This window comes from Haloarcula pelagica (genome assembly GCF_030127105.1).
Lineage (GTDB): Archaea > Halobacteriota > Halobacteria > Halobacteriales > Haloarculaceae > Haloarcula > Haloarcula pelagica.
The window spans coordinates 645,764-665,072 of sequence record NZ_CP126161.1 but is presented as its reverse complement, the minus strand read 5'-3'; the positions used below and the strand labels follow the sequence as shown (position 1 = coordinate 665,072).

Here is a 19,309-nt window from a genome sequence, read left to right as displayed (position 1 = left end):
CCCAGCCCCCTCGGGAGCGCCGGTCAGGCGACCTGCTCGTAGAAGTACGACTGGAGGAACCGCGAGAGGGCGTTCGCGCCGAGCAGCGAGGTCGTGTTCGTCGGGTCCAGCGTCGGTGCGACCTCCATCAGGTCGACGGCACCGATCTCGCGACACTCCCCGAGCAGATCGACCGCTCTCAGGAGGTCGGAACTGGTCAGGCCGCCCGGCTGTGGCGTCCCGGTCCCCGGCGCGAACGAAGGGTCGACCCCGTCGATGTCGATGGTCAGGTAGACGTGATCGACCCCGTCGGTCGCGTGCTCGATCGCGCCCTGGACCGACTCGGTGATCCCTTTGTCCGCGACTTCGTGTGCGTAGTCGACGTAGAGGCCGCGGTCGTCGAGGATGTCGAGGAACTCCATGTCGGCGTGGCCCCGAATCCCGATCATCGCGTGGTTCTCGTAGCCGCCGTACTCGCTCTCGTCGATGCGGGCCATCGGCGAGCCGTGGTGGTGCTCGCCGTAGAGTTCGTTCGACCCCCAGGTGTCGGTGTGGGCGTCGATCTGGATCAGTCCCACATCCTCGCCGACGGACTGCGAGTAGCCGACGAAGGACGGATACGTCAGGTAGTGGTCGCCGCCCAGCAGAATCGGCATCGTCTGCTCGGCGATGGCACCGACGTAGGCCTCGACGGCGTCGTAGGTCGCCTCGATGTCGTTGGGGACGACCGGCGCGTCCCCGCAGTCACGCAGTTCCAGGGCGTCGTAGGCCGCGCTGCGGTCGGTCGCGATGTTGTACCGTCTCTCCTCGGAGTCGAACGTTCTGGACAGGAGCGAACTGGCCGCGCGCAGTCCCTGGGGGCCGTAGCGGGTCCCTGGTTGATTCGTCACGCCGCCGTCGAACGGGACGCCGAAGGCCGCTGCGTCGACCTCGGGTGTCACTGCGTCGGGTTCGCAGGTGTCCGCGCCCATGAACGTCTTGATGCCGGCGTATCCCGGAGACGGTGCCGTCGTCAACTGCGGATCGGTTACCGAACGTGCCATACTCCCATGCGGCCCCGGACGAGCATAAGCGACGATTTTGACGCAACTCGAATATCGATTAACCGTGTATCCTGCGCTGCGTGCTGTTATAGGAACTGGAAGAATCAATGCCCGGCCGGACACGTTTGTCGAGTACGAACGAATCCAAGCGATTCCGGAACGTATTATGTATTTTCCGTTGTATTATCTGCTATTGGGCAATTCTTTTGCGGGGTCCCGTGAGTCGTTACACGAACGATGGGACCGACACACACGCCGTCCACGCGGGCGCCGCCGAGCGGACACACCGAACGCAGCGACCTGATCCCGGGAGTGGTCTGAGTGGCCGTCTACCGGACGTTTCCCGACGATCAGGACGAACTGTTCTACGAGTACATGCAGTACGGGTTCAGCCCCGAAGACGGCCCCGCCGAGTACGACGCGTCGGACCGGCGATACCCGGTCGGGGACCGGCGGGGACTCTACCGGAGCCACGAGCGCGCCGAGGACCCGCTGAGCATCTGCCGGCACTACTGGCTCGACGCGACTGTCCGGGGCAGCGTCCACCCCATCGCGGGGCTGACTTCGGTCATCACGCCTCCGGAACACCGACGTGACGGCTACGTCACCGAACTCCTCGAAGAAGTGATGCGGGAGTACCGCGAACGCGACCGGCATTTCACCGTCCTCTGGCCGTTCGACTACGGCTTCTATCGATCGTTCGGCTGGGAGACGGTCAGCAACAAGCGGGTGTACAGCGGCGACCTCGACGCACTGGCCTTCGCCGCGGCCGAGGCACCGCCGGGTCGATTCCGCCGGATTCCCACCGACGACTACGCGTCCGTCGAACCGGTCTACGACGCCTTCAGCGCCGACTACTCCTTTACCCTCGTTCGGGACGCCGAGTGGTGGCAGACCCGCGTCTGTCGGGCCCGGGACACGGAGCCGTTCGTCTACGTCTGGGAGCGTGAAGGCGACCCGGAAGCGTACCTCGTCTACACGTTCGAGGACGACACCGACGGCCGAACGCTGTCGGTCCGCGAGGTCGGCTACACCGGCGTCGACGGCCTCCTGGCCGCGCTGGCGTTTTGTTACAACCACGACTCCCAGGCCGAGCGGTTCGAACTGACGGTGCCCGACGACACCGTCGTCCAGGACTTACTCACTCGGCCCAACGAACTGGACTGCGAACTGCACACCCGTCCGATGGCCCGCCTCGTCGACGTGGTTGCGGCGCTGGACGCGATGCGGTACCCGCTCGTCGACAAGTCCGTGACCGTCGGCGTCGCCGACGATCTGGCTCCCTGGAACGACGACACGTTCGAACTGTCCGTCACCGATGGGGACGGGATCTGTCGGCCGGTCGACGGGTCCGCCGCCGTCGAACTCGACGTGGGATCGCTCACACAGCTGGTCACGGGCTACCGGACCGCCGGCGAGCTCGCCCGCGCCGACCGCATCGAGGCGGTCGATCCGACGGCCGTCCAGACGCTCGACCGGCTGTTTCCGGCGACGACGACCTTCTTCAACGACGGGTTCTAGCCGACCGGCGGTCAGTCCAGCCCCTCGGTCGCTTTGGCGTCTGTGGGCCCGGACTCGCCGACAGCGGACGTGGTCGCGGGGAACAGCCGACCGGTCACCGCGTACAGCCCGGCGACCAGTATCGCGCCGGCCAGCAGCGGGAAGACGGCCGAGATCGTGTAGACCGGGAGAAAGCCGTAGGCGTCGATCAGCGGCAGCGAGACGATCGGCCCCAGTCCTCCGCCGATGTCGCTGAAGACGTTCGTCGTCCCGCTGGCACGGCCCATCCGGTCCTCCGCCGTGAGGTCGGCAAGCAGCGCCATCAGCGGTCCGAGCGTCCCGCCCATCCCGGCACCCATCATGAGACACGCCGGGATCAGCGTGGGAGCCGAAGTGGCCCGCGGGAGCGTGAAGAATCCGCCGGCGAGCAACACCAGGAAGACGAGCATCGTCGGGACCCGCGACTCGCCGAGGTCGCTCAGACGGCCGCCGACGTACATGAAGGTCGCAGCCGACAGGACGGTGACGGCCATGAAGATGCCCGACGAGCCCTGCGCGTCGAACCCGAGGGCGCTGATCCCCCTTGCCTGGAGGAACAACACGAGCGAGGCAAACAGCACGCCCATGTAGGCGAACCAGGTAGCGAAGTTCACCAGGCCGAGCGTCAGCGTCGGGAGCGACGTGTCGATGTCCCACGGTTTGACCGACGAACGAGACTCGCCGGTCACGTGGGTCTCCGGGACGGTGGCGTAGGCCAGGGCCGTCGCGACCACCGAGAACCCGGTCGCGAGGACGAACGCCGTCGTCGACCCGGAGAGCTCGCTGACGACGCCGCCCAGCAGGAGTCCGGTCGGGAACCCGAGGATGCTCCCGCCGCGGATCAACCCCATGCTGGTGCCCCGCGATTCGGAGAGGCTGACGTTCGCGGCGATCGTGTAGGAGGTCGCGAACACGAGCGCGCTCCCGGCGCCGTGTAACAGCCGCGCGCCGAGGAACCACGCCTCCGGGAGCGGTGCGCGGACCGCGATCACGTAGCCGACGGTCGCGACCGCCTGGATCGCGAGACCGGCGACGAACGGCTGGCGCGCGCCGAGGCGGTCCACGAGCGACCCCGCCGGCGCGTTGGCGACGAGGCGGGTGAACCGGTTCGCGCTGAGGATGACCCCGACCAACAGCGGGGAGATGCCGAGCACCTGCCCCAGCGTCGGGAAGATCGGGAAGACGACGCCGCCGCCGAAACCGATGAAGAAGGTACTGACGACTACCGAGAGGATCACGGTCCGTGCCGACCGCTCGCCCCCGTCCGATACGTCACGCTCGATCGTCGAGTCTCGTGTCATCTCGAAGAGAGACCGCGTATCCGGGAGCCGTCGGTCAGACCACCGAGTCGTAGAGCTTCGCTTCGAGGAACCGCGAGAGGGCGTTCGACCCCAGCAGCGAGGTCGTGTTGCTGGAGTCGAGCCGCGGGGCGACCTCCATGAGGTCGGCGGCGCCGATCGCCTCGCACTGGCCGAGGCGGTCGACCGCCCTGAGGAACTGGTCGCTCGTCAGCCCGCCGTGTTCCGGCGTCCCCGTGCCGGGCGCGAAGCCCGGGTCGACCACGTCGATGTCGAGCGTGAGGTAGACGTGGCCGGTCTTGGCGGTCACGTGGTCGATGGCGTCCTCGACGGAGGCCTCGATCCCCTTCCGGTGAACGTCACTGGCGTAGTCGACGAAGATGTCCCGCTCCTCGAAGATCTCCAGCGTCGAGGGCCGGGAGTGGCCCCGAATTCCGATCATCGCGTGAGTGTCGTAACTCCCGTACTCGCTCTCGTCGATGCGGGCCATCGGCGAGCCGTGGTAGTGTTTCCCGTACAGGTCGCTGTCGTCGGAGGTATCGGAGTGGGCGTCCAGGTGGATGAGGCCCACGTCCTCGCCGACGGTTTCGGCGTACGCGCGGAACGCCGGATAGGTGATGTAGTGGTCCCCGCCCAGGACCACCGGCATCGTCTTCTCTGCGACCGCGCGGACGTACTCGGTTACTTTCTGTGCCGTCGCCTCGATGTCGTTCGGCACCGTCGGCGCGTCGCCACAGTCCCGGAGTGTCGCCTCGCTGTAATCGGCGCGCCGTTCCATCGGCAGCGTGACCGACTCCCCGTCGGAGTGGAACCGACGGCCCTGCCAGGCGCTCGACTCCCGCAGCGCGGAGGGGCCGTGTCGGGTCCCCGGTTCGCGGGTCACGCCGCCGTCGAACGGGACGCCGACGAAGCCGACATCGACATCGCTCGTCAGCTCCGTCGGTGGCTCGTGCGGTGCGCGGAGGAAGGTCTCGATTCCGCCGTAACTGGTCCCGTAGGACTCGTTCCCGGCCAGGTCGTGCTGACCGTCCGCCGTCTCCTGTTCCGATACGGTATCGTCGACATCTACATCACTACTCATGCGTCATTCGATTCGAGAGTGTACAATAAAACCCCCGAGCAAGGCACATATAAGAATTAAATCCCTGAAATAGGGTACGAACGTACTTTTCTATCCCGTAACTGTCCAACTGTCCTCTATTCCGTTTCTGCGGGCCGCTTCCCGGCGAGCGTCGGCGGGACGGCACCGGTCTCCTGTGTCACTTTCCCCTCCTCTTTGACGCGCTGGACCACCGGGTTCCCGGCGTAGTCGTCGAGTGCTTCGGTCACCGCCTCGACGTTCCGCAGCCCCCGCGGCTGGAGATACCGGATGCATTCGAGGCCGATCTCGTGGAGGCGGTCGGTCGGTGCCCCGGTCCCCTCCTCGACGACTCTGAACGCGTAATCGCGTTCGTGGGCCCCGTGGGCCGTGTAGTGGACGCAGATGTTCGTCATGAAGCCGACGAGGATCACCGTATCGACATCGTACGTCGAGAGGATGTGTTCAATGTCGGTCCGGTGGAAGAAGTTGTACCGCCGTTTCTCGACGACGTACTCCGCCGGCGGGAGGTCCGCCTCGTCGACGACGAGGTCCGCGTCGAGTCGCTCGGCCGCCGACCCGTACGCCCCGTGTTCGGGCTCGCAGGACTCCAGTTCCGAGCCGTAGTCGGCGAAGTCAGTCCGGTGGAGTTCCTTTCCCCAGACGATCGGCACGTCGGCGTCCCGCGCGTGTTCGACCACGGTGTTGATCCGGTCGACGATCGCTTCCCGCCCGCCGGGGATCGAACCACAGTCCGACCGCATCGGGTGGTCGGTCTCGGATTCGCTGTCCTGTGCGTCGACGACGATCAGTGCCGGTGTCTCTCCGATGGCGCTCTCGGTTGTCGGTAACATACGCCTCCTCGGTCGCCGAATCCGGGGATAAAACCCGCTGTACATACACCACATACACCTTAGTCGTCCTCCGTCGGAACCTCCTGGAGCGTGTTTTAAGACGTTATACGGGGTGATGCACAGATACTTACCGGCCACCGAACAGGTGGGCCGTATGGATAGCGGTTCGGTGCATCTCTCCGGCGGCACCGTCTACTCACTGGACGACGCGCTCTCGGCGTCGGACTCGGTGACGATCCGTGACGGCCGCGTCTCGGCGCTCGGCGAGACGCCAGAGGACGGCATCCGGACGCTCGATCTCGACGGGGCGACGGTCCTGCCCGGGTTCAACGACGCCCACACGCACGTCCTCTGGATGGGGTTGTACGAACACGAGAGCGACCTGAGCGGGATCACGTCCCGAGCCGGGGCGCTCGACGCGCTCGAACGCAACGCCGATGGGACGCCGGCCGGCGAGTGGGTGCTCGGCTTTGGCTACGACGACGGGCCGTGGGACCGCGGGCTCGACGCCGCAGTGCTGGACGGCGTCACGACCGCCCATCCCGTCGCCGTCCAGCGCGTCGACGGCCACTCGGTGGCGCTCAACACCGCCGCGCTCGACCGGCTCGACTTCGACGGCGTCGCGGGCGTCGAGCGCGAGGACGGGAAGCCGACCGGGATCGTCGTCGAAGCCGCGGCCGGGCGCGTCCAGCAGGCGATCTATCCGGACCGCGAGCGGGCGCGGACGCTGCTCGACGCTGCCTGTCGGCGCGCGCTCGAACTGGGGATCACCTCGATGCAGGACATGGCCGGGCTCGTCACGCCGGCGGGGCCCGGCGATCCGATGCACGCCGCCTTCCACGCGGCCTGGCGGGCCGGCAGCCTCCCGGTGCGGATCGGCTACTACGTCCACGTCGATCGCCACGACGCCCTGACGACGCTGGAGCTCGCGCCGGGGTTCGGTGACGAGCGGCTGCGCGTCCTCGGGATCAAACTCTTCTCCGACGGCTCGATCGGCTCCCGGACGGCGAAACTCTCCGGGACCTTCGCCGAAGACCCCGACGCGGACGGCCAGTTCGTCGTCGACCGGGAGCGACTGGACGCGGTCTTCGCGGCCGCCGCTCGCGCCGATCAGCACCTCGCCGTCCACGCCATCGGCGACGCCGCCATCGAGCGGGTGCTGGACGCCTACGCCGCGGTCGCGGACAGCTACGACACGCCGCCGCCACACCTCCGGATCGAACACGCCGAACTGGCGACCGACGACCACCTCCGACGGATGGCCGACCTGTCGGTCCTCGCGAGCATGCAGCCGAACTTCCTCCAGTGGGCCGGCCCGGACGGACTGTACGCCGATCGGCTGGGCGAGCAGTGGCAGGGTCGGACCAACCGGTTCTCGACGGTCCTCGACCGCGGGATCGATCTCGCCTTCGGCAGCGACACCATGCCGTCGGGGCCGCTGTACGGCATCCACCAGGCGGTGACCGCTCCGGCCCCGGCACAGCGACTCGCTGTCGAGACGGCAATCCGCGCCTACACGCAGGGCGGCGCCGTCGCCGAGGGGGCCGCGGACTGGAAAGGCACACTCGAACCGGGGATGGTCGGCGACGCCGTCGTCCTCGACCGGGACCCCTTCGACGAGCCGACGGCGATCGACGAGATCGACGTGCTCGCGACGGTGGTCGACGGGACCGTCGCGTTCAGACGCGAGGGCTGGCCGGCGTGAGACGGCGACGCCGGCAGCCGACCAGGGCGTGCCTCAGGCGCCGGTGACGTGGCGCTCGACGGTCCAGTCCCCGCCGGAGGCGTCCCTGAGTCTGTCGTAGAACCGCCGCAGGCCCGCCGACTCCGTCGTCGGCAGCACGTGCAGCCGGACAGTCCCGTCGCGGACCGCGACACGGAACACGTCGGCCGTCTCCTCGTCGCGGACCAGCCACAGCGGCATCGGCAGGTCGTGAAAGTCCCCGTAGCGGTACGGTCCCGCCGCGAGCAGTTCGCGGACGAGCGCCGGGAGCGAGCCGTCGTCGAACGACCGGTCGGGGAGCAACCGAAACTCCGTCCCGCCCTCGTACTCGACCCCGCTGTCGTGGGGAAAGCGCCGCTGTGGCCGGGCGGGAATCTCGAACGAGGGATCGGTCGTCATGCGGTGCTGTGACGGTGTACGTCGTCACGGGGTTTAAAATCCGCCTCGCTCACGAACCCCCGCCGCCCGCCGGCGATCAGGCAGCCCCGAGTGCCTCGACGGCCCGGTCGACGGCCGCGGGCGTCGCGCGAGCGATCGTCGTCGCGATGACGTAACTGACGATGGCGTCGTCGATACGGGTCGGCCTGACGGTGCCGTCGAGCCGGCCCAGTTCCCAGTCGGCCGAGACGACCGAGTAGCTGGCGTCGCTGAGGACCGCCCGGGAAAGCGGCGTCGCGCTGCTCTCCGCCAGTGCCGTCTGGAGCGCGTCGAGAGCCGTCTGTCGGTACTCCATGACCGCCTCGGCGCTCTCGACACGGAAGCGCTCGCCGTCGTCGATCCGCTGCTGGGCGCGGTCGATGGCGCCGTGGGTCGCCAGCAGCCGGGTGCCGTCGACGACGCCGGCGGCCGGCCCGACACCAGCCACGACCGTCTCTCTGCCGTCGTCGACCCGCCAGCGAAGGTCGTGGATCAGTTCCTCTCTCGGTCCCCAGTCGTCCGCAGTCGGCTCGGGCGGGAGCTGTGACTGGCGCTCGCGGAGCGCCGTGCCAAGCGTCTCCCGGGCGCTCCGGAGCGCCGATTCGACCGATCCCGTGTCCGACGGGAGCGACGCGGTGTACTGCGCGTCGAGATACCGGGCGTCGTCGAGGTGTGCCTGTGCTGTCTCGATCGCCTCTCCCCACCCGGCGATCGTCAGGAGCGTCCCGCCGTGGGAGGTGTGGACGCGGTCCTCCTCGGTCGCCTGCTCTAAGGCCTCCTCGATCACCGCGTGGACGACGGTGGCCCTGACCGGGTCCTCGCCGACGTACTCGTGTCCCTCGCGGACCGAACGGGCCGTCGAGACGACCTCGCTGCGCTGCTCCCGGAGCTCCGGGACGGTCCGGCCCTCGGTGACGAACGCCCAGCCCTCCGCGGCGTACCTGGCGTGTTCGCGGGCCTGCCGGAGCGACTGGAGCGCCGACAGGTCCGTCGGCGACCGCAGCGCCTCGTCCAGGTTCGACCGCGCGTCCGCGGCGGCGGTCGTGAGGTGGCCCCTGACGTGCCCGTTCGGGATGTCGTCGGGACCCAGCGCCGTCGGGAGCGTCGACAGGAGTTCGGTCGTCCGCGACCGGCCCTCGTCGAGATAGGCCGCTTCGATGTCGACCGGAACCGTCGGCGGGACGGGGGTCGCCGGTTCCTCGCCGTCTTCGATGTCTGGAAGGCCGTAGGTGTTGATCTCCGGTACGTCCTCCTCGGTGGCGTTTTCGAGGGTGGAACAGCCGGCGAGCGCGCCGGCCCCGACGAGAGAGAGGAACCCTCTCCGGGTGACTGCGCTGTCCCGCATCAGCTGTCACCCCCCGACGTGGTGTCGGTCCCTGCCTGTGCGGTGGTTCCCGACCCCGACGCCTCGGCGGCCGTCGACTCGCTCTCGCCGCCGCCGGTCTCCGCTGTCATTCCTGGGCCTCGGTTACAGGTCCCCGACCCGATCGAGGAGCCGTGGCTGTTGACTTCGCCCTCGTCGAGCGCGGCCGGGATACGGATGAGCCGCGCCTCGAAGACGCGGTTCTCGACCGCGCAGGCCTCGTTGTAGGGGCGGATCGTCCGGGCGTAGTCCGTCTCGACCGAATCGGGCGACCAGGCGACGTAACACAGCGTCAACTCGAAACACTCCTCGACGCGGTTCGTCTCCAGATACAGCGTCTCGCTGGCGAAGTCGGTGGCGTCGACGAACGAGCGGACGCGCGCTCTCCCCTCGACATCCGCGACTGTCACGCGGTCGGCGCGCTCGGGCGAGTCGACGAGCGTCGACGTGATGTGGCGGCGCCGGTCGTCCGGGTCCGGCCGCTCGTCGCCGTCCTCGTCGGCGAGCCAGATCGGGGTCGTTCGCTGTCGGTCCGGAGGACCACGCTCTCGGGCGTCATCTCGCGACCGCCGTCGGGCGGCACGTCGTCGCGTTCGCCGGCCGTCGCCGTGCTACTCGCCGAGCCACCGGTCAGCCCGCTACACCCGGTCAGGGCGGCGGCCAGGCCGGCGGCTCCGTGGAGGAACCGTCGTCGCGTTGGAGGGACCATTGTCTCGTTTTCGACTGTGACGCCCAGAGATATATTCTTCCTGGCTCGCTGATGAGCCGGGTTTTTGTCCGCTCGCGCCCTCGGTTCGGGTATGTGTGGTCGGTACAGCCTGTTTACCCCGCCCGACGAGATCGAGTCCCGGTTCGGCGCGGCGTTTTCCGAGCCGTTCGAGCCGACCTACAACGCCGCGCCGAGCCAGTCGCTCCCGGTCGTCACGAACGAGGCGCCCGAGACCATCCAGCGGATGGAGTGGGGGCTGATCCCCTCGTGGGCCGACGACCGCTCCGACCACGGCTACATCAACGCCCGCGCCGAGACGGTCGCCGAGCGGGCCTCCTTCGCCGACGCCTACGAGTCACGGCGCTGTCTGGTCCCCGCCGACGGCTTCTACGAGTGGGTCGACCGCGAGGGCGGCAAACAGCCCTATCGGGTCGCGCTCCCCGACGACGAGCCGTTCGCGATGGCCGGCCTCTACGAGCGGTGGCGTCCGCCACAGCGCCAGACCGGGCTCGGCGAGTTCGGCGCCAGCGGCGGGAGCGACGGGGACGACATCGTCGAGACGTTCACGATCATCACGACCGAGCCCAACGAGACGGTCGAAGCGCTCCACCACCGGATGGCGGTCGTTCTCGGCCCCGACGAGGAGGCTGCGTGGCTCGCCGACGATACGGACGACCTCGACTCGCTGCTCGATCCCTACGACGGCCCGATGCGGAGCTATCCGGTCTCGACGGCGGTCAACAGCCCCGGCAACGACCACCCGGGGCTGGTCGATGAGGTCGAGGTGTAGGCACCCACAGTATTCTGGTGGGCAGCTTACCGATCCGACCGGACTATCGCGGGATATGCAGTCAGCCCCGGAGCCACGGCCCGAGCGCCCAGCCGCGTCGAGCGTGACCGATCTCGTCGGCGAGACACCGCTAGTCCACCTCGACGGCTTCGCCGAGAACCTCTCCGGGAAGTACGAGGCCGCGAACCCCTACTCGGTGAAAGACCGGGTCGCGCTGTACATGATCGAGGCGGCCGCCGAGTCGGGCGACCTGCCGCCGGACGGCACCGTCGTCGAGGCCACGAGCGGCAACACCGGCATCGGCCTGGCGATGGTCTCGGCCGCGCGAGGGTACGACTGCGTGTTGACGATGCCCGAGTCGATGAGCGAGGAACGCCGTCGGCTGCTGTCGGCGCTCGGGGCCGACCTCGAACTCACGCCCGCCGACGACGGGATGAGCGGCGCCATCGAGCGCGCCGACGAACTGGCACAGGCCGAGGGGGCCGTCCGCGCCCGCCAGTTCGAGAACGCGGCGAACCCCGCGCCCACCGGGAGACGACCGGCCCCGAGATCTGGCGCGACACCGACGGCGCGGTCGACGCTGTCGTCGCCGGCGTCGGCACCGGCGGCACGATCACCGGGATCACGGAGCACATCGAGGAAGAACGCGGCGCCGACCTCACCTCGGTCGCCGTCGAACCCGACTCCTCGCAACTGCTCTCGGACGACGACCCCGACAGTCACGACATCCAGGGGATCGGCCCCGGCTTCGTCCCCGATATCCTGCGGACCGAACTGCTCGACCAGGTCAGGACGGCGAGCGCCGAGCAGGCCCGGACGGCGGCCCGTCGGCTGGCCAGCGAGGCGGGACTCATGGTCGGCATCTCCGCGGGCGCGGCGCTACATGCGGCGACGGCCTACGCCGAGGACAACCCCGCGGAGGCCGTGGTCGTGGTCCTCCCGGACACCGGTGAGCGGTACCTCTCGACGGAGCTGTGGGCCTGAACGCGGGTCAGCGGACGAACTCGTGAGCGCTCTCGTCTTTCGAGAGCGGGCGCGTGTCCTCGGCGTCCGCGAAGGCCTCGCTGGCCAGTAGGAGATAGAGCGAACTGCCGACCGAGACGGCCAGCCCGACGAGCGGGACGCCGACGGTCGCCCCACCGATCAGCGGGGTTAGCTGGAGGACGGCGACACCGCCGAAGGCGACGATCCCGAGGGTTCTCCCCCAGCCCTTCCGGAGCGCGATCCCGACGCCCGCGGGGACGAGGACGAGCCCGGCGACTCCCTGGGCGAGTGCGAGCAGTGTCGTCGGAAGCGACCCGAGGCCGAACAGGAGACTCACCGCGCCGGAGGCGGCCTGGACGAGGCCGAGCCCGACGGCGACTGCGGCGACGACGTGGAGCTTCGGGTCGCTCGTGCGTGCCATACCTCGTCTCACGCACCGCTCGATAAGTGTCTTGTCACGACAGGCGAGAAAACGGGTGGGGTTACTGGACGCGGCCGAACGCGAGCGTGCCGCTGATGGACTCGATGTAGGCGTCGACGACCTGGCCCTCGCGGGCGCCCGAGACGAAGATGGTGTACTTCCCTTTCTCGGCGACACCGTCGCCCTCGCGGCCGGTGCCGGTGATCTTGACCTCGTAGGTCTTGCCCTCTTCGAGGGTCGGCTGGTCGTGTTGCTGTGAGGAGCTCCCGCCCTTGGCCACCGGGCGGAAGGCACCACAGGCCTGACAGCGGAGCATGTCGACGCCGTCCTCGGTCTTGAGGACGGTGTCGGGCAGCCCACACTCCGAACAGGTGACGTACTCGGCGATGTAGGCGTCGATGGCCGCCTGGAAGTCCGCGACATCGAACGACCCGTTGTAGCGGGCTTCGTTGCCGTCGAACTGGCCGTTGGTCCCGAACTCCCGCTGGATGGCCCGGTGGAGGTGGCGGGACTCCCGCGAGAGGGCGTCGGCGATGGCGCCGAGGTTGGTCAGTCGTGTAAAGGCCCCGTCGGTCTGTCCCTCGGGATCGGGGACCGAGAGCCGCTCGCCGGCCTCCCGTGGCTGGTCCGGCAGTACGTCGTACGCGCGGTCGAGTGCCTGCTCGTAGTTCATACGGGGACGAGTAGCCACAGACGTAAAGCGTCTCTGTGAGTCGTGGTGACAGACACTAGGGTTCGAGCACGACCTTCCCGCTGGAGGCCCGGCTCTCGATGTGTTCGTGGGCCGCGGCGGCGTCCGTTAGCGGGAAGGTCTCGCCGACGATCACTTCCAGGTCGCCGCTTGCCAGCCCCTCCTGTAGGTCCGGGACCGCCGCCATCACCCGCTGTGGCTCCCGGAGGAGGCCCCGACCGAGGTGGTAGCCGATCGCCTGCTGGTTCGCGAACAGGAGGTCGCTGGTCGACAGCGACCCCGGCTGTCCGCTGGCCGCGCCGTAGACGACCATCCGGCCGAACTCCCGTAGCGCGGCCAGCGAGTCGCTCGACGTGTCGCCGCCGACCCCGTCCAGCACCAGGTCGACGCCGTGGTCGGTCTCGGCCCGGACGGCCTCGACGAAGTCGGTCTCGGTGTAGTTGATCGGGTGGGCACAGCCGAGCCGCTCGGCGAGGTCGAGTTTCTCGGCCGTGCTCGCGGTCCCGAACACCTCCGCGCCCGCCCGGCTGGCCAGCTGGACCGCGGCCGTGCCGACGCCGCCGGCGGCGGCGTGGATCAGCACCGACTCGTCGCGCTCTAAGTCGCCCCACTCGAACAGGCAGTTGTGGGCGGTCAGGAACTGGACGGGGAACCCGGCGGCCTCGGTCAGGGACATCTCGCCGGGGATCGGGAAGGTCAGCTGTGGGTCCGCCAGCGCGTACTCGGCGTAGCCGCCCTCGTCGATCAGCGCCACCACGCGGTCGCCGCTGTCGAGTCCTGCGTCCGCGCCCACGGCGTCGATGCGGCCGGCGACCTCCATCCCGGGGACGTAGGGCGGCTCCGGCCCGCCCTCGTAGTGGCCCCGCCGTTGCATGATGTCCGCGAAGTTGATCCCCGCCGCCTCGACCTCGATACGGATCTGGCCGGCGTCCGGCTCGGGAACCGACCGCTCTGTCACCGACAGTGCCTCGCGGCCGCCGAACTCGGTCACCTCGATAGCGTCCATGTCTCCTCGGACAGTCCCCACACGCCTCAACCCTTCTGAACGGGGAGCAACACCCACCGGGTTTCAACACTCGCCCAGCGGGATCCGCAGACCGTCGCCGGCCCGCTCGACGGTCGTCCCGAACGGCTCCGAGAGCGTTCGCAGCCGCTCGCGCAGCCACGTCGCGGCCGTCTCGCCCGCCAGGCCGACCGCCGAGTCGTCGATCACGACCGGGACGAGGTCCAGCGCCCGGAGGGTACCGTCGGCGACGACCAACTCGAACAGGAAGCTCCGGTCGTTGTGCAACCCCTCCTTGATCAGGTAGTCGTCGACGAAGTCGCCGGCGTCGTAGACGATCGGCCGGCCGCGGTACGTCTCGACGCCCTGGATCACGTGGGCGCTGTGGCCGTGGACAACGTCGACGCCGCGGTCGATCAGCCAGCGGGCGGTCCGCTGTTGCCCCTCGGAGGGGCGGACCTCCCAGTTTGGCCCCCAGTGCAGCGTCGCCACGAGCAGGTCCGGATCGCGTTCCCGGGCCCGCGAGAGGGCGGCGTCGATCCGCCGTCTCGACAGCGGGTCGCCCGTCGACAGCGTCGTGTACGCGGTCCCGGGGCTGTTCCCCCGGGCGGTGTACAGGGGCGCCTGGTCGGTCAGCGCGACGACCGCGACTTCGATCCCGCCGACGGTCACCGTCGCCGGCGCGGCCGCGGCCGACCGGTCGGCGCCCGCCCCCGTCGTGGCGATCCCGCCGGCTTCGAGGTGTGTGACGGTATCGCGCAACGCCCGATACCCGAAGTCCAGCAGGTGGTTGTTCGCCAGGCCCGCCACGCTGGTCCCCGCGGCTTGCAGGGCCGGAACCGCCCAGTCCGGGCCGGCACGGAAGTAGTACCCCCGGCCCGGCGTGCGCCGGCCGCGCTCGGAGACACAACACTCCAGGTTCAGGACGAGGCCGTCGAGCACGTCCAGTCGGTCGATCGTCGACCCCCACACCCCCGCCGGGTCGCGCCCGTCCCAGGTCGCGTCCACGTTCCGGCCCAGCATCGTGTCGCCGACGAATCCGATCCGCACCGCGCCGTCGCTCTCGACGGCCGGCGGACACGCGGGTTCCGGGACGCGGCCGAGACAGCCGGCGAGGGCGGTCCCTGCGAGCGCGGCCGACGAACCGAGAAACGCACGACGGGTCGGTCGCATGGCGCGGTCTTGGCGGTCACCGGACTTGAAATCGACGCCGTGGGGCTGGCGCGTTCGGTGCCGACGCCGGCCGTCCACCACGAAATATTATGTTTTCAGGCATACACGTCCGAGTATGAAACAACTCCGGGACGAACAGAAACAGCGGATGATCGACCGGTGGGACACCGTCTTCCAGACGCTCGGGGCCGAACCCAGGCGACAGATCGTCGTCTCGCTGCTGGAGGCGCCCGAGGATCGAGTGCTGTCGCTGCCCGAAGCCGCCAACCCCTCGTACCTCCGCGTGGACCCATCACGGCTGGCGACCGAACTGGTCCACTCGCACCTCCCCGAACTGGCGGCGCCGGGGTTCGTCCGCTGGGAGTCAGAGCCGTTTACCGTCCGCCGCGGGCCGGCGTTCGAGGAGGCCGCGATCGTCTTCCGGGCGCTGCACGACTGGGCCGACGAGATCCCGCCGGGCCTCGCCGAGGGCTGTCAGCGACTGGAGGAGAAACGGGGGGACAGCCGATGACCAACCAGGACGTGACCGTCGCGATCGTGGAAGCGATCGCCGAGGTCGAAGGACGCGAACCGCACCGACTGGGCTACTCGCTGGGGACCCACGTCGACACGGACGCGGTCGAGCGACTGGCCGCGATGGACAACCGCGAGTGGACGCTGACTTTCTCGGTGCCCGACCACGAGATCACGGTCACCGGGGACGGGACGATCACCCTCGACGGCGAGGTCGTCCGCGAGCTAGACGCTGACCTGTCCTCTGAGCAACACTGACCCGCCCGGGCGACCCCTACCGGATCGTGACGACGTGTGCGTCGGCCGGTTCGAACGCAACGGTCGCCGTTCCCGTCGGCGGCGAGCGAGTCCGGAGTCGGAGCTGTCGGCCGTGCCAGTCCAGATGGACCCGCGTCGTCTCGCCCAGGAACTCCGCGCTGGTGACTGTCGCCGACAGCGCGTTCTCCCCGTCACCGACGGCCAGACGTTCCGGCCGGACACAGAAGGTGAGTTCGTCGCCGCGAGCGGCCGTCCGGCCGTCCAGTCCGACGGCCAGACGCTCCTCGCCGATCGCCACGTCGGCGACCCGGCCGGCCGCCGTCTCCCGGAGGTCGGTCACCGTCCCCGAGAGCACGTTGTTGTCGCCGATGAAGTCCGCGACGAACGGCGTCGCGGGCCGCCGGTAGATCTCGCGGGGCGAGCCCACCTGCTCGGGGGTCCCGTCGCGCATCACCGCGACCCGGTCCGAGATCGCCAGCGCCTCCTCCTGATCGTGGGTGACGTACACCGTCGTGATCCCCAGTTCCTGCTGGAGCTCCCGGACCTGGACCCGGAGCCGTTCGCGGAGTTTCGCGTCCAGGGCACTCATCGGTTCGTCCAGCAGGAGGACCTCCGGACCCGGCGCCAGCGCGCGGGCGATGGCGACGCGCTGTTGTTGCCCGCCCGAGAGAGTGTCGGGGTCCCGATCGGCCATCCCTCCGAGGTCGACCAGTTCGAGCAAGTCCCGAACCCGCTTGTCGCGGCCGACCCCGCCCGGCGGGTCGGCGAAGTTCAGCCCGTAAGCGACGTTCTCGCCGACGGTCATGTGGGGAAAGAGCGCGTAGCTCTGGAAGACGACGCCCACGTCCCGGCTCTCGGGCGGGACGCCGGCGACGGACTGCCCGCCGAAGCGGACGGTGCCGGTCGTGGGCGTCTCGAACCCCGCGAGCAGGCGCAGCGTCGTCGTCTTCCCACAGCCCGACGGGCCGACGAGGGTGAAGAACTCGCCTTCCCGGACCGACAGCGAGAGCGCCGAGACGGCCGTCGTCTCCCCGTAGCGCCGCGTCACACCGTCGAGTTCGACCGCGGGCTCAGAAGCCAACGTCGTCACCCCCCAGCCGGTCGATGACGAGGAAACTCGCGCTCGTGACCAGGAGCAAGACGACGCCCATCGCCGTCGCCGGCCCGAGCCGTCGGCCGATGAACCGCTCGATGGCGATGGGCATGGTGAACTGGCTCGTCCCGGTCGCGAGGACGATCGTCGCCGAGAACTCCCCGATCGAGAGCGCGACAGCGAAGGCCGCACCGGCGACCACGGCCGGCCAGACCAGCGGCAGTTCGATGTCGACGAGCGTCCGCGCTCGGGGCGCCCCGAGCGCCCGTGCGGACTCGACGAGGGACTGGTCCAGGCTATCGAGTTCCGGCGCGACGGTCCGAACGACGAAGGGGTAGCCGCCGACGGCGTGGGCGCCGACGATGGCCAGCGCCCCGCCGACGGCCAGGCGCGCGTCGCCGATCTCGACGCCGAACACCAGGCCACGGAGCAGTCCGAGCCCGACGACGATGCCCGACACCGACAGGGGCGCCATCGCCAGCGCGTCGACGAGCTTCCGGCCGCGGTAGTCTCGGGTCGTCAGGACGGCGACGACGACGCCCATCGGCAGCGCGATCAGCAGCGACGCCGCGGCGAAGAGCACGGAGTTATGCACCGCGTCCCAGGGTTTGACCTGGAACGCCGCGCCGGTGGCCTGGCGCTCGACGAGAAACCGGTAGTGGTCCAGCGTCAGCCCGTTCGGGCCGGTGACACTCGCCAGGAGCATGCTCGCGATGGGGCCGACGAACACGGCCAGCGCGACCAGCGCGTAGACCGCCAGGCCGAACCGGGGGAGCAGTTCCCGCGGCGACCACTGCTCGGGGACGAGCGGCTTCCGGGCGAGTGGCTGTCCGCCTGCTCGCTGGACGGTGTTTCGCGCCTCGTACCGGAGGTAGGCGTACAGCAGCCCCAGCGAGATTCCCAGTTCGAGCAGCGCCAGAGCCGCCGCCTCGGCGTACTCGAACTCGTCGACGAGGCGGTAGACGAACACCTCGACGGTCGCCAGCTGGTAGCCGCCCAGCGCGAGGACGATCGGGAACGTGCTGAACGTGAACACGAACGTCAGCGCCCCGCCCATCAGCACCGCCGGATACAGCTGTGGCGCGACGATATCGCGGAACGCGCGCAGCGGCCCCGCACCCAGGCTGCGCGCCGTCTCGACGGCGCTGGCGTCGACGGACTCCCAGGCGGCCGTGGTCACCCGGGCCACCAGCGGCGCGTTGTAGAAGGCGTGGGCGACGATCACCGCCTCTAGCGTGAACAGCAACTCGACCCGCTGGAGCCCCAGCGCGGTCAGGACCGCGTTCAGCGTTCCGGTCCGCCCGAACGTGGCGACGAACCCGACGGCGACCAGCATCGACGGCAGGACGAACGGGAGGATCGTCAGCGACCGCAGCAGCCGCCGCCCGGGAAAGTCGTAGCGGGCCAGCAGATACGCCGCCGGCAACCCCAGGGCGACGCTCGCGACCGAGGAGAGCGCGGCCTGGTAGGCGGTGAAGCCGACGATACCGAGCCGGCGATCCGGCGAGAGCGCGGCCCGAGCGACCGCGATCGGCGAGTCGCCGGTCAACAGTCGCGCCGGCTCGCCGAAGTAAAACGGGTCCGAGAGGATCGTCCAGAACACCGACAGCGTCAGTCGCCCCTCGACGAAGACGCTGTCGACGAAAACTGTCGAGATCGGGTAGTAAAACAGCACGAGCAACACGAGCAGGGTCCCGGCGGCCAGCGCAGGCAGCGCCCGTCGGTCGAGGCGCTGGCGGATCACCCGCGGGAACCCCGGTCGTTCCATCACGCGGTGGTCACACCCAGTGGTACTTAGCTTCCGCGTTCTGTCGCCCACGAGTGTGGGCAAACAGTGATCACTCCGTGACGAGAGGGCGTATCCATGGCCGATACAGAGCCCGACCGGGGCGTCCGCCAGCGGCTCGCGGACGCCGTCTGGCGACGGCACGCGAACCCGCTGAGCGGGTGGTCCCGCGTGGCCGTCCTCCCCGTCCTGATGTACGGAATCTACGCGCGCCGACCGCGACTCGTCGTTGCCGCCCTGACGTTTACGGTCGTCAATCCCGTCCTCTTCTCGCCGCCGGCCGACGCGGACGCCTGGATGACCCGGGTCGTCCTGGGCGAGCGGATGTACTACCGCCACCGCGACGGCCGTCGCCCGATCGACCTGCTCAACTACGTGAACGGACCGATCAGCGCCTACGCGGTGTACGCCGCCTACCGGCGCCAGCCGCTACGGACGGTCGTTGCCACGGCGCTGTCGATGCTGACGAAGTTCGCCTTCGTCGCGTACGTGGCGCGGTACTACGACCGGAACCGGGAGCGGTATCCCGCGGACGTTCCGGCGTTCGACCGGCGCGACTCACCGTCGTCCTGAACGGGTGTCACAGCGACAGCC

The 19,309-nt window shown here is 69.3% G+C and carries 20 protein-coding genes and 1 pseudogene; 7 read left to right on the top strand and 14 right to left on the bottom strand.

What is annotated here, in order from left to right:
* Nucleotides 1-23: 23 nt before the first annotated feature.
* Entirely contained in the window at nt 24-1,022 is a 999-nt protein-coding gene (locus tag P1L40_RS03640) for an agmatinase family protein (protein ID WP_284009952.1), read from the bottom strand.
* Nucleotides 1,023-1,343: 321 nt separating this feature from the next.
* Here P1L40_RS03640 and P1L40_RS03635 point away from each other — a divergent pair, with 321 nt between their 5' ends.
* The gene (locus P1L40_RS03635) at nt 1,344-2,543 is read left to right on the top strand and encodes a GNAT family N-acetyltransferase (RefSeq protein WP_284009951.1); all 1,200 of its coding nucleotides are present in this window, start codon (nt 1,344-1,346) and stop codon (nt 2,541-2,543) included.
* Between the two features lie 11 nt (nt 2,544-2,554).
* Here the strand turns inward: P1L40_RS03635 and P1L40_RS03630 are convergent, their stop codons facing one another.
* The 3 genes from P1L40_RS03630 to P1L40_RS03620 all read right to left on the bottom strand — a co-directional run bounded on the left by P1L40_RS03630 (nt 2,555) and on the right by P1L40_RS03620 (nt 5,791).
* Complete coding sequence (locus P1L40_RS03630) at nt 2,555-3,862, bottom strand: MFS transporter (RefSeq protein ID WP_284009950.1); 1,308 nt, start codon at nt 3,860-3,862, stop codon at nt 2,555-2,557.
* 34 nt (nt 3,863-3,896) lie between these two features.
* Nucleotides 3,897-4,940, bottom strand: coding sequence for an agmatinase family protein (locus P1L40_RS03625; protein ID WP_284009949.1), 1,044 nt, complete (start codon nt 4,938-4,940; stop codon nt 3,897-3,899).
* Nucleotides 4,941-5,056: 116 nt separating this feature from the next.
* Complete coding sequence (locus P1L40_RS03620) at nt 5,057-5,791, bottom strand: cysteine hydrolase family protein (protein ID WP_284009948.1); 735 nt, start codon at nt 5,789-5,791, stop codon at nt 5,057-5,059.
* 154 nt (nt 5,792-5,945) lie between these two features.
* Between P1L40_RS03620 and P1L40_RS03615 the strand changes: the two genes are divergently transcribed.
* The gene (locus tag P1L40_RS03615) at nt 5,946-7,496 is read left to right on the top strand and encodes an amidohydrolase (RefSeq protein ID WP_284009947.1); all 1,551 of its coding nucleotides are present in this window, start codon (nt 5,946-5,948) and stop codon (nt 7,494-7,496) included.
* 33 nt (nt 7,497-7,529) lie between these two features.
* On the opposite strand, the gene P1L40_RS03610 is transcribed toward P1L40_RS03615, so the two are convergent.
* The 4 genes from P1L40_RS03610 to P1L40_RS03595 form a co-directional block, all read right to left on the bottom strand.
* Nucleotides 7,530-7,913: a hypothetical protein gene (locus P1L40_RS03610; protein ID WP_284009946.1), complete on the bottom strand. Its 384-nt coding sequence runs from the start codon at nt 7,911-7,913 to the stop codon at nt 7,530-7,532.
* A 76-nt stretch (nt 7,914-7,989) separates the two neighbouring features.
* Nucleotides 7,990-9,276, bottom strand: coding sequence for a hypothetical protein (locus P1L40_RS03605; protein WP_284009945.1), 1,287 nt, complete (start codon nt 9,274-9,276; stop codon nt 7,990-7,992).
* Nucleotides 9,276-9,704, bottom strand: a complete 429-nt coding sequence (locus P1L40_RS03600; protein WP_284009944.1) for a hypothetical protein — start codon at nt 9,702-9,704, stop codon at nt 9,276-9,278. The genes P1L40_RS03605 and P1L40_RS03600 overlap by 1 nt, the downstream gene beginning before the upstream one ends.
* Nucleotides 9,701-10,003: a hypothetical protein gene (locus P1L40_RS03595; RefSeq protein WP_284009943.1), complete on the bottom strand. Its 303-nt coding sequence runs from the start codon at nt 10,001-10,003 to the stop codon at nt 9,701-9,703. Before P1L40_RS03595 ends, P1L40_RS03600 begins: the two co-directional genes overlap by 4 nt.
* A 91-nt stretch (nt 10,004-10,094) precedes the next feature.
* On the opposite strand from P1L40_RS03595, the gene P1L40_RS03590 reads away from it, so the two are divergent.
* Both P1L40_RS03590 and cysK read left to right on the top strand, forming a co-directional pair.
* Nucleotides 10,095-10,793 (top strand): SOS response-associated peptidase, encoded by a 699-nt coding sequence (locus P1L40_RS03590; RefSeq protein WP_284009942.1) that lies wholly within the window; start codon nt 10,095-10,097, stop codon nt 10,791-10,793.
* A gap of 55 nt (nt 10,794-10,848) precedes the next feature.
* A pseudogene (gene cysK, locus P1L40_RS23480) lies at nt 10,849-11,777 on the top strand (cysteine synthase A).
* A 7-nt stretch (nt 11,778-11,784) separates the two neighbouring features.
* Here the strand turns inward: cysK and P1L40_RS03580 are convergent.
* The 4 genes from P1L40_RS03580 to P1L40_RS03565 form a co-directional block, all read right to left on the bottom strand.
* Nucleotides 11,785-12,198, bottom strand: a complete 414-nt coding sequence (locus P1L40_RS03580; RefSeq protein WP_284009941.1) for a hypothetical protein — start codon at nt 12,196-12,198, stop codon at nt 11,785-11,787.
* A 61-nt stretch (nt 12,199-12,259) separates the two neighbouring features.
* Complete coding sequence (locus tag P1L40_RS03575) at nt 12,260-12,871, bottom strand: translation initiation factor IF-2 subunit beta (RefSeq protein WP_284009940.1); 612 nt, start codon at nt 12,869-12,871, stop codon at nt 12,260-12,262.
* Nucleotides 12,872-12,926: 55 nt separating this feature from the next.
* Nucleotides 12,927-13,895 (bottom strand): quinone oxidoreductase family protein, encoded by a 969-nt coding sequence (locus P1L40_RS03570; RefSeq protein ID WP_284009939.1) that lies wholly within the window; start codon nt 13,893-13,895, stop codon nt 12,927-12,929.
* A 63-nt stretch (nt 13,896-13,958) separates the two neighbouring features.
* Nucleotides 13,959-15,065 (bottom strand): CapA family protein, encoded by a 1,107-nt coding sequence (locus tag P1L40_RS03565; RefSeq protein ID WP_284009938.1) that lies wholly within the window; start codon nt 15,063-15,065, stop codon nt 13,959-13,961.
* A gap of 115 nt (nt 15,066-15,180) precedes the next feature.
* Between P1L40_RS03565 and P1L40_RS03560 the strand changes: the two genes are divergently transcribed.
* Nucleotides 15,181-15,576, top strand: a complete 396-nt coding sequence (locus P1L40_RS03560) for a hypothetical protein (RefSeq protein ID WP_284009937.1) — start codon at nt 15,181-15,183, stop codon at nt 15,574-15,576.
* A complete protein-coding gene (locus tag P1L40_RS03555; protein ID WP_284009936.1) occupies nt 15,573-15,836 on the top strand; it encodes a HalOD1 output domain-containing protein in 264 nt (87 codons plus the stop codon). Before P1L40_RS03560 ends, P1L40_RS03555 begins: the two co-directional genes overlap by 4 nt.
* A 16-nt stretch (nt 15,837-15,852) precedes the next feature.
* On the opposite strand, the gene P1L40_RS03550 is transcribed toward P1L40_RS03555, so the two are convergent.
* Together P1L40_RS03550 and P1L40_RS03545 are read right to left on the bottom strand one after the other, a co-directional pair.
* Entirely contained in the window at nt 15,853-16,926 is a 1,074-nt protein-coding gene (locus P1L40_RS03550; RefSeq protein WP_419181188.1) for an ABC transporter ATP-binding protein, read from the bottom strand.
* On the bottom strand, nt 16,907-18,697 hold the full coding sequence (locus tag P1L40_RS03545; protein WP_284009934.1) for an ABC transporter permease: 1,791 nt from the start codon (nt 18,695-18,697) through the stop codon (nt 16,907-16,909). Before P1L40_RS03545 ends, P1L40_RS03550 begins: the two co-directional genes overlap by 20 nt.
* A 96-nt stretch (nt 18,698-18,793) precedes the next feature.
* On the opposite strand from P1L40_RS03545, the gene P1L40_RS03540 reads away from it, so the two are divergent.
* A complete protein-coding gene (locus P1L40_RS03540) occupies nt 18,794-19,288 on the top strand; it encodes a DUF6653 family protein (protein ID WP_284009933.1) in 495 nt (164 codons plus the stop codon).
* Nucleotides 19,289-19,309: the final 21 nt, after the last annotated feature.

What these genes read in the sequence shown, in the direction of transcription:
- P1L40_RS03640 (WP_284009952.1), bottom strand. Translation starts at nt 1,022, where the DNA reads ATGGCACGTTCGGTAACCGATCCGCAGTTGACGACGGCACCGTCTCCG.
- P1L40_RS03630 (WP_284009950.1), bottom strand. Translation starts at nt 3,862, where the DNA reads ATGACACGAGACTCGACGATCGAGCGTGACGTATCGGACGGGGGCGAG.
- P1L40_RS03625 (WP_284009949.1), bottom strand. Translation starts at nt 4,940, where the DNA reads ATGAGTAGTGATGTAGATGTCGACGATACCGTATCGGAACAGGAGACG.
- P1L40_RS03620 (WP_284009948.1), bottom strand. Translation starts at nt 5,791, where the DNA reads ATGTTACCGACAACCGAGAGCGCCATCGGAGAGACACCGGCACTGATC.
- P1L40_RS03615 (WP_284009947.1), top strand. Translation starts at nt 5,946, where the DNA reads ATGGATAGCGGTTCGGTGCATCTCTCCGGCGGCACCGTCTACTCACTG.
- P1L40_RS03610 (WP_284009946.1), bottom strand. Translation starts at nt 7,913, where the DNA reads ATGACGACCGATCCCTCGTTCGAGATTCCCGCCCGGCCACAGCGGCGC.
- P1L40_RS03605 (WP_284009945.1), bottom strand. Translation starts at nt 9,276, where the DNA reads ATGCGGGACAGCGCAGTCACCCGGAGAGGGTTCCTCTCTCTCGTCGGG.
- P1L40_RS03595 (WP_284009943.1), bottom strand. Translation starts at nt 10,003, where the DNA reads ATGGTCCCTCCAACGCGACGACGGTTCCTCCACGGAGCCGCCGGCCTG.
- P1L40_RS03590 (WP_284009942.1), top strand. Translation starts at nt 10,095, where the DNA reads ATGTGTGGTCGGTACAGCCTGTTTACCCCGCCCGACGAGATCGAGTCC.
- P1L40_RS03580 (WP_284009941.1), bottom strand. Translation starts at nt 12,198, where the DNA reads ATGGCACGCACGAGCGACCCGAAGCTCCACGTCGTCGCCGCAGTCGCC.
- P1L40_RS03575 (WP_284009940.1), bottom strand. Translation starts at nt 12,871, where the DNA reads ATGAACTACGAGCAGGCACTCGACCGCGCGTACGACGTACTGCCGGAC.
- P1L40_RS03570 (WP_284009939.1), bottom strand. Translation starts at nt 13,895, where the DNA reads ATGGACGCTATCGAGGTGACCGAGTTCGGCGGCCGCGAGGCACTGTCG.
- P1L40_RS03565 (WP_284009938.1), bottom strand. Translation starts at nt 15,065, where the DNA reads ATGCGACCGACCCGTCGTGCGTTTCTCGGTTCGTCGGCCGCGCTCGCA.
- P1L40_RS03560 (WP_284009937.1), top strand. Translation starts at nt 15,181, where the DNA reads ATGAAACAACTCCGGGACGAACAGAAACAGCGGATGATCGACCGGTGG.
- P1L40_RS03555 (WP_284009936.1), top strand. Translation starts at nt 15,573, where the DNA reads ATGACCAACCAGGACGTGACCGTCGCGATCGTGGAAGCGATCGCCGAG.
- P1L40_RS03545 (WP_284009934.1), bottom strand. Translation starts at nt 18,697, where the DNA reads ATGGAACGACCGGGGTTCCCGCGGGTGATCCGCCAGCGCCTCGACCGA.
- P1L40_RS03540 (WP_284009933.1), top strand. Translation starts at nt 18,794, where the DNA reads ATGGCCGATACAGAGCCCGACCGGGGCGTCCGCCAGCGGCTCGCGGAC.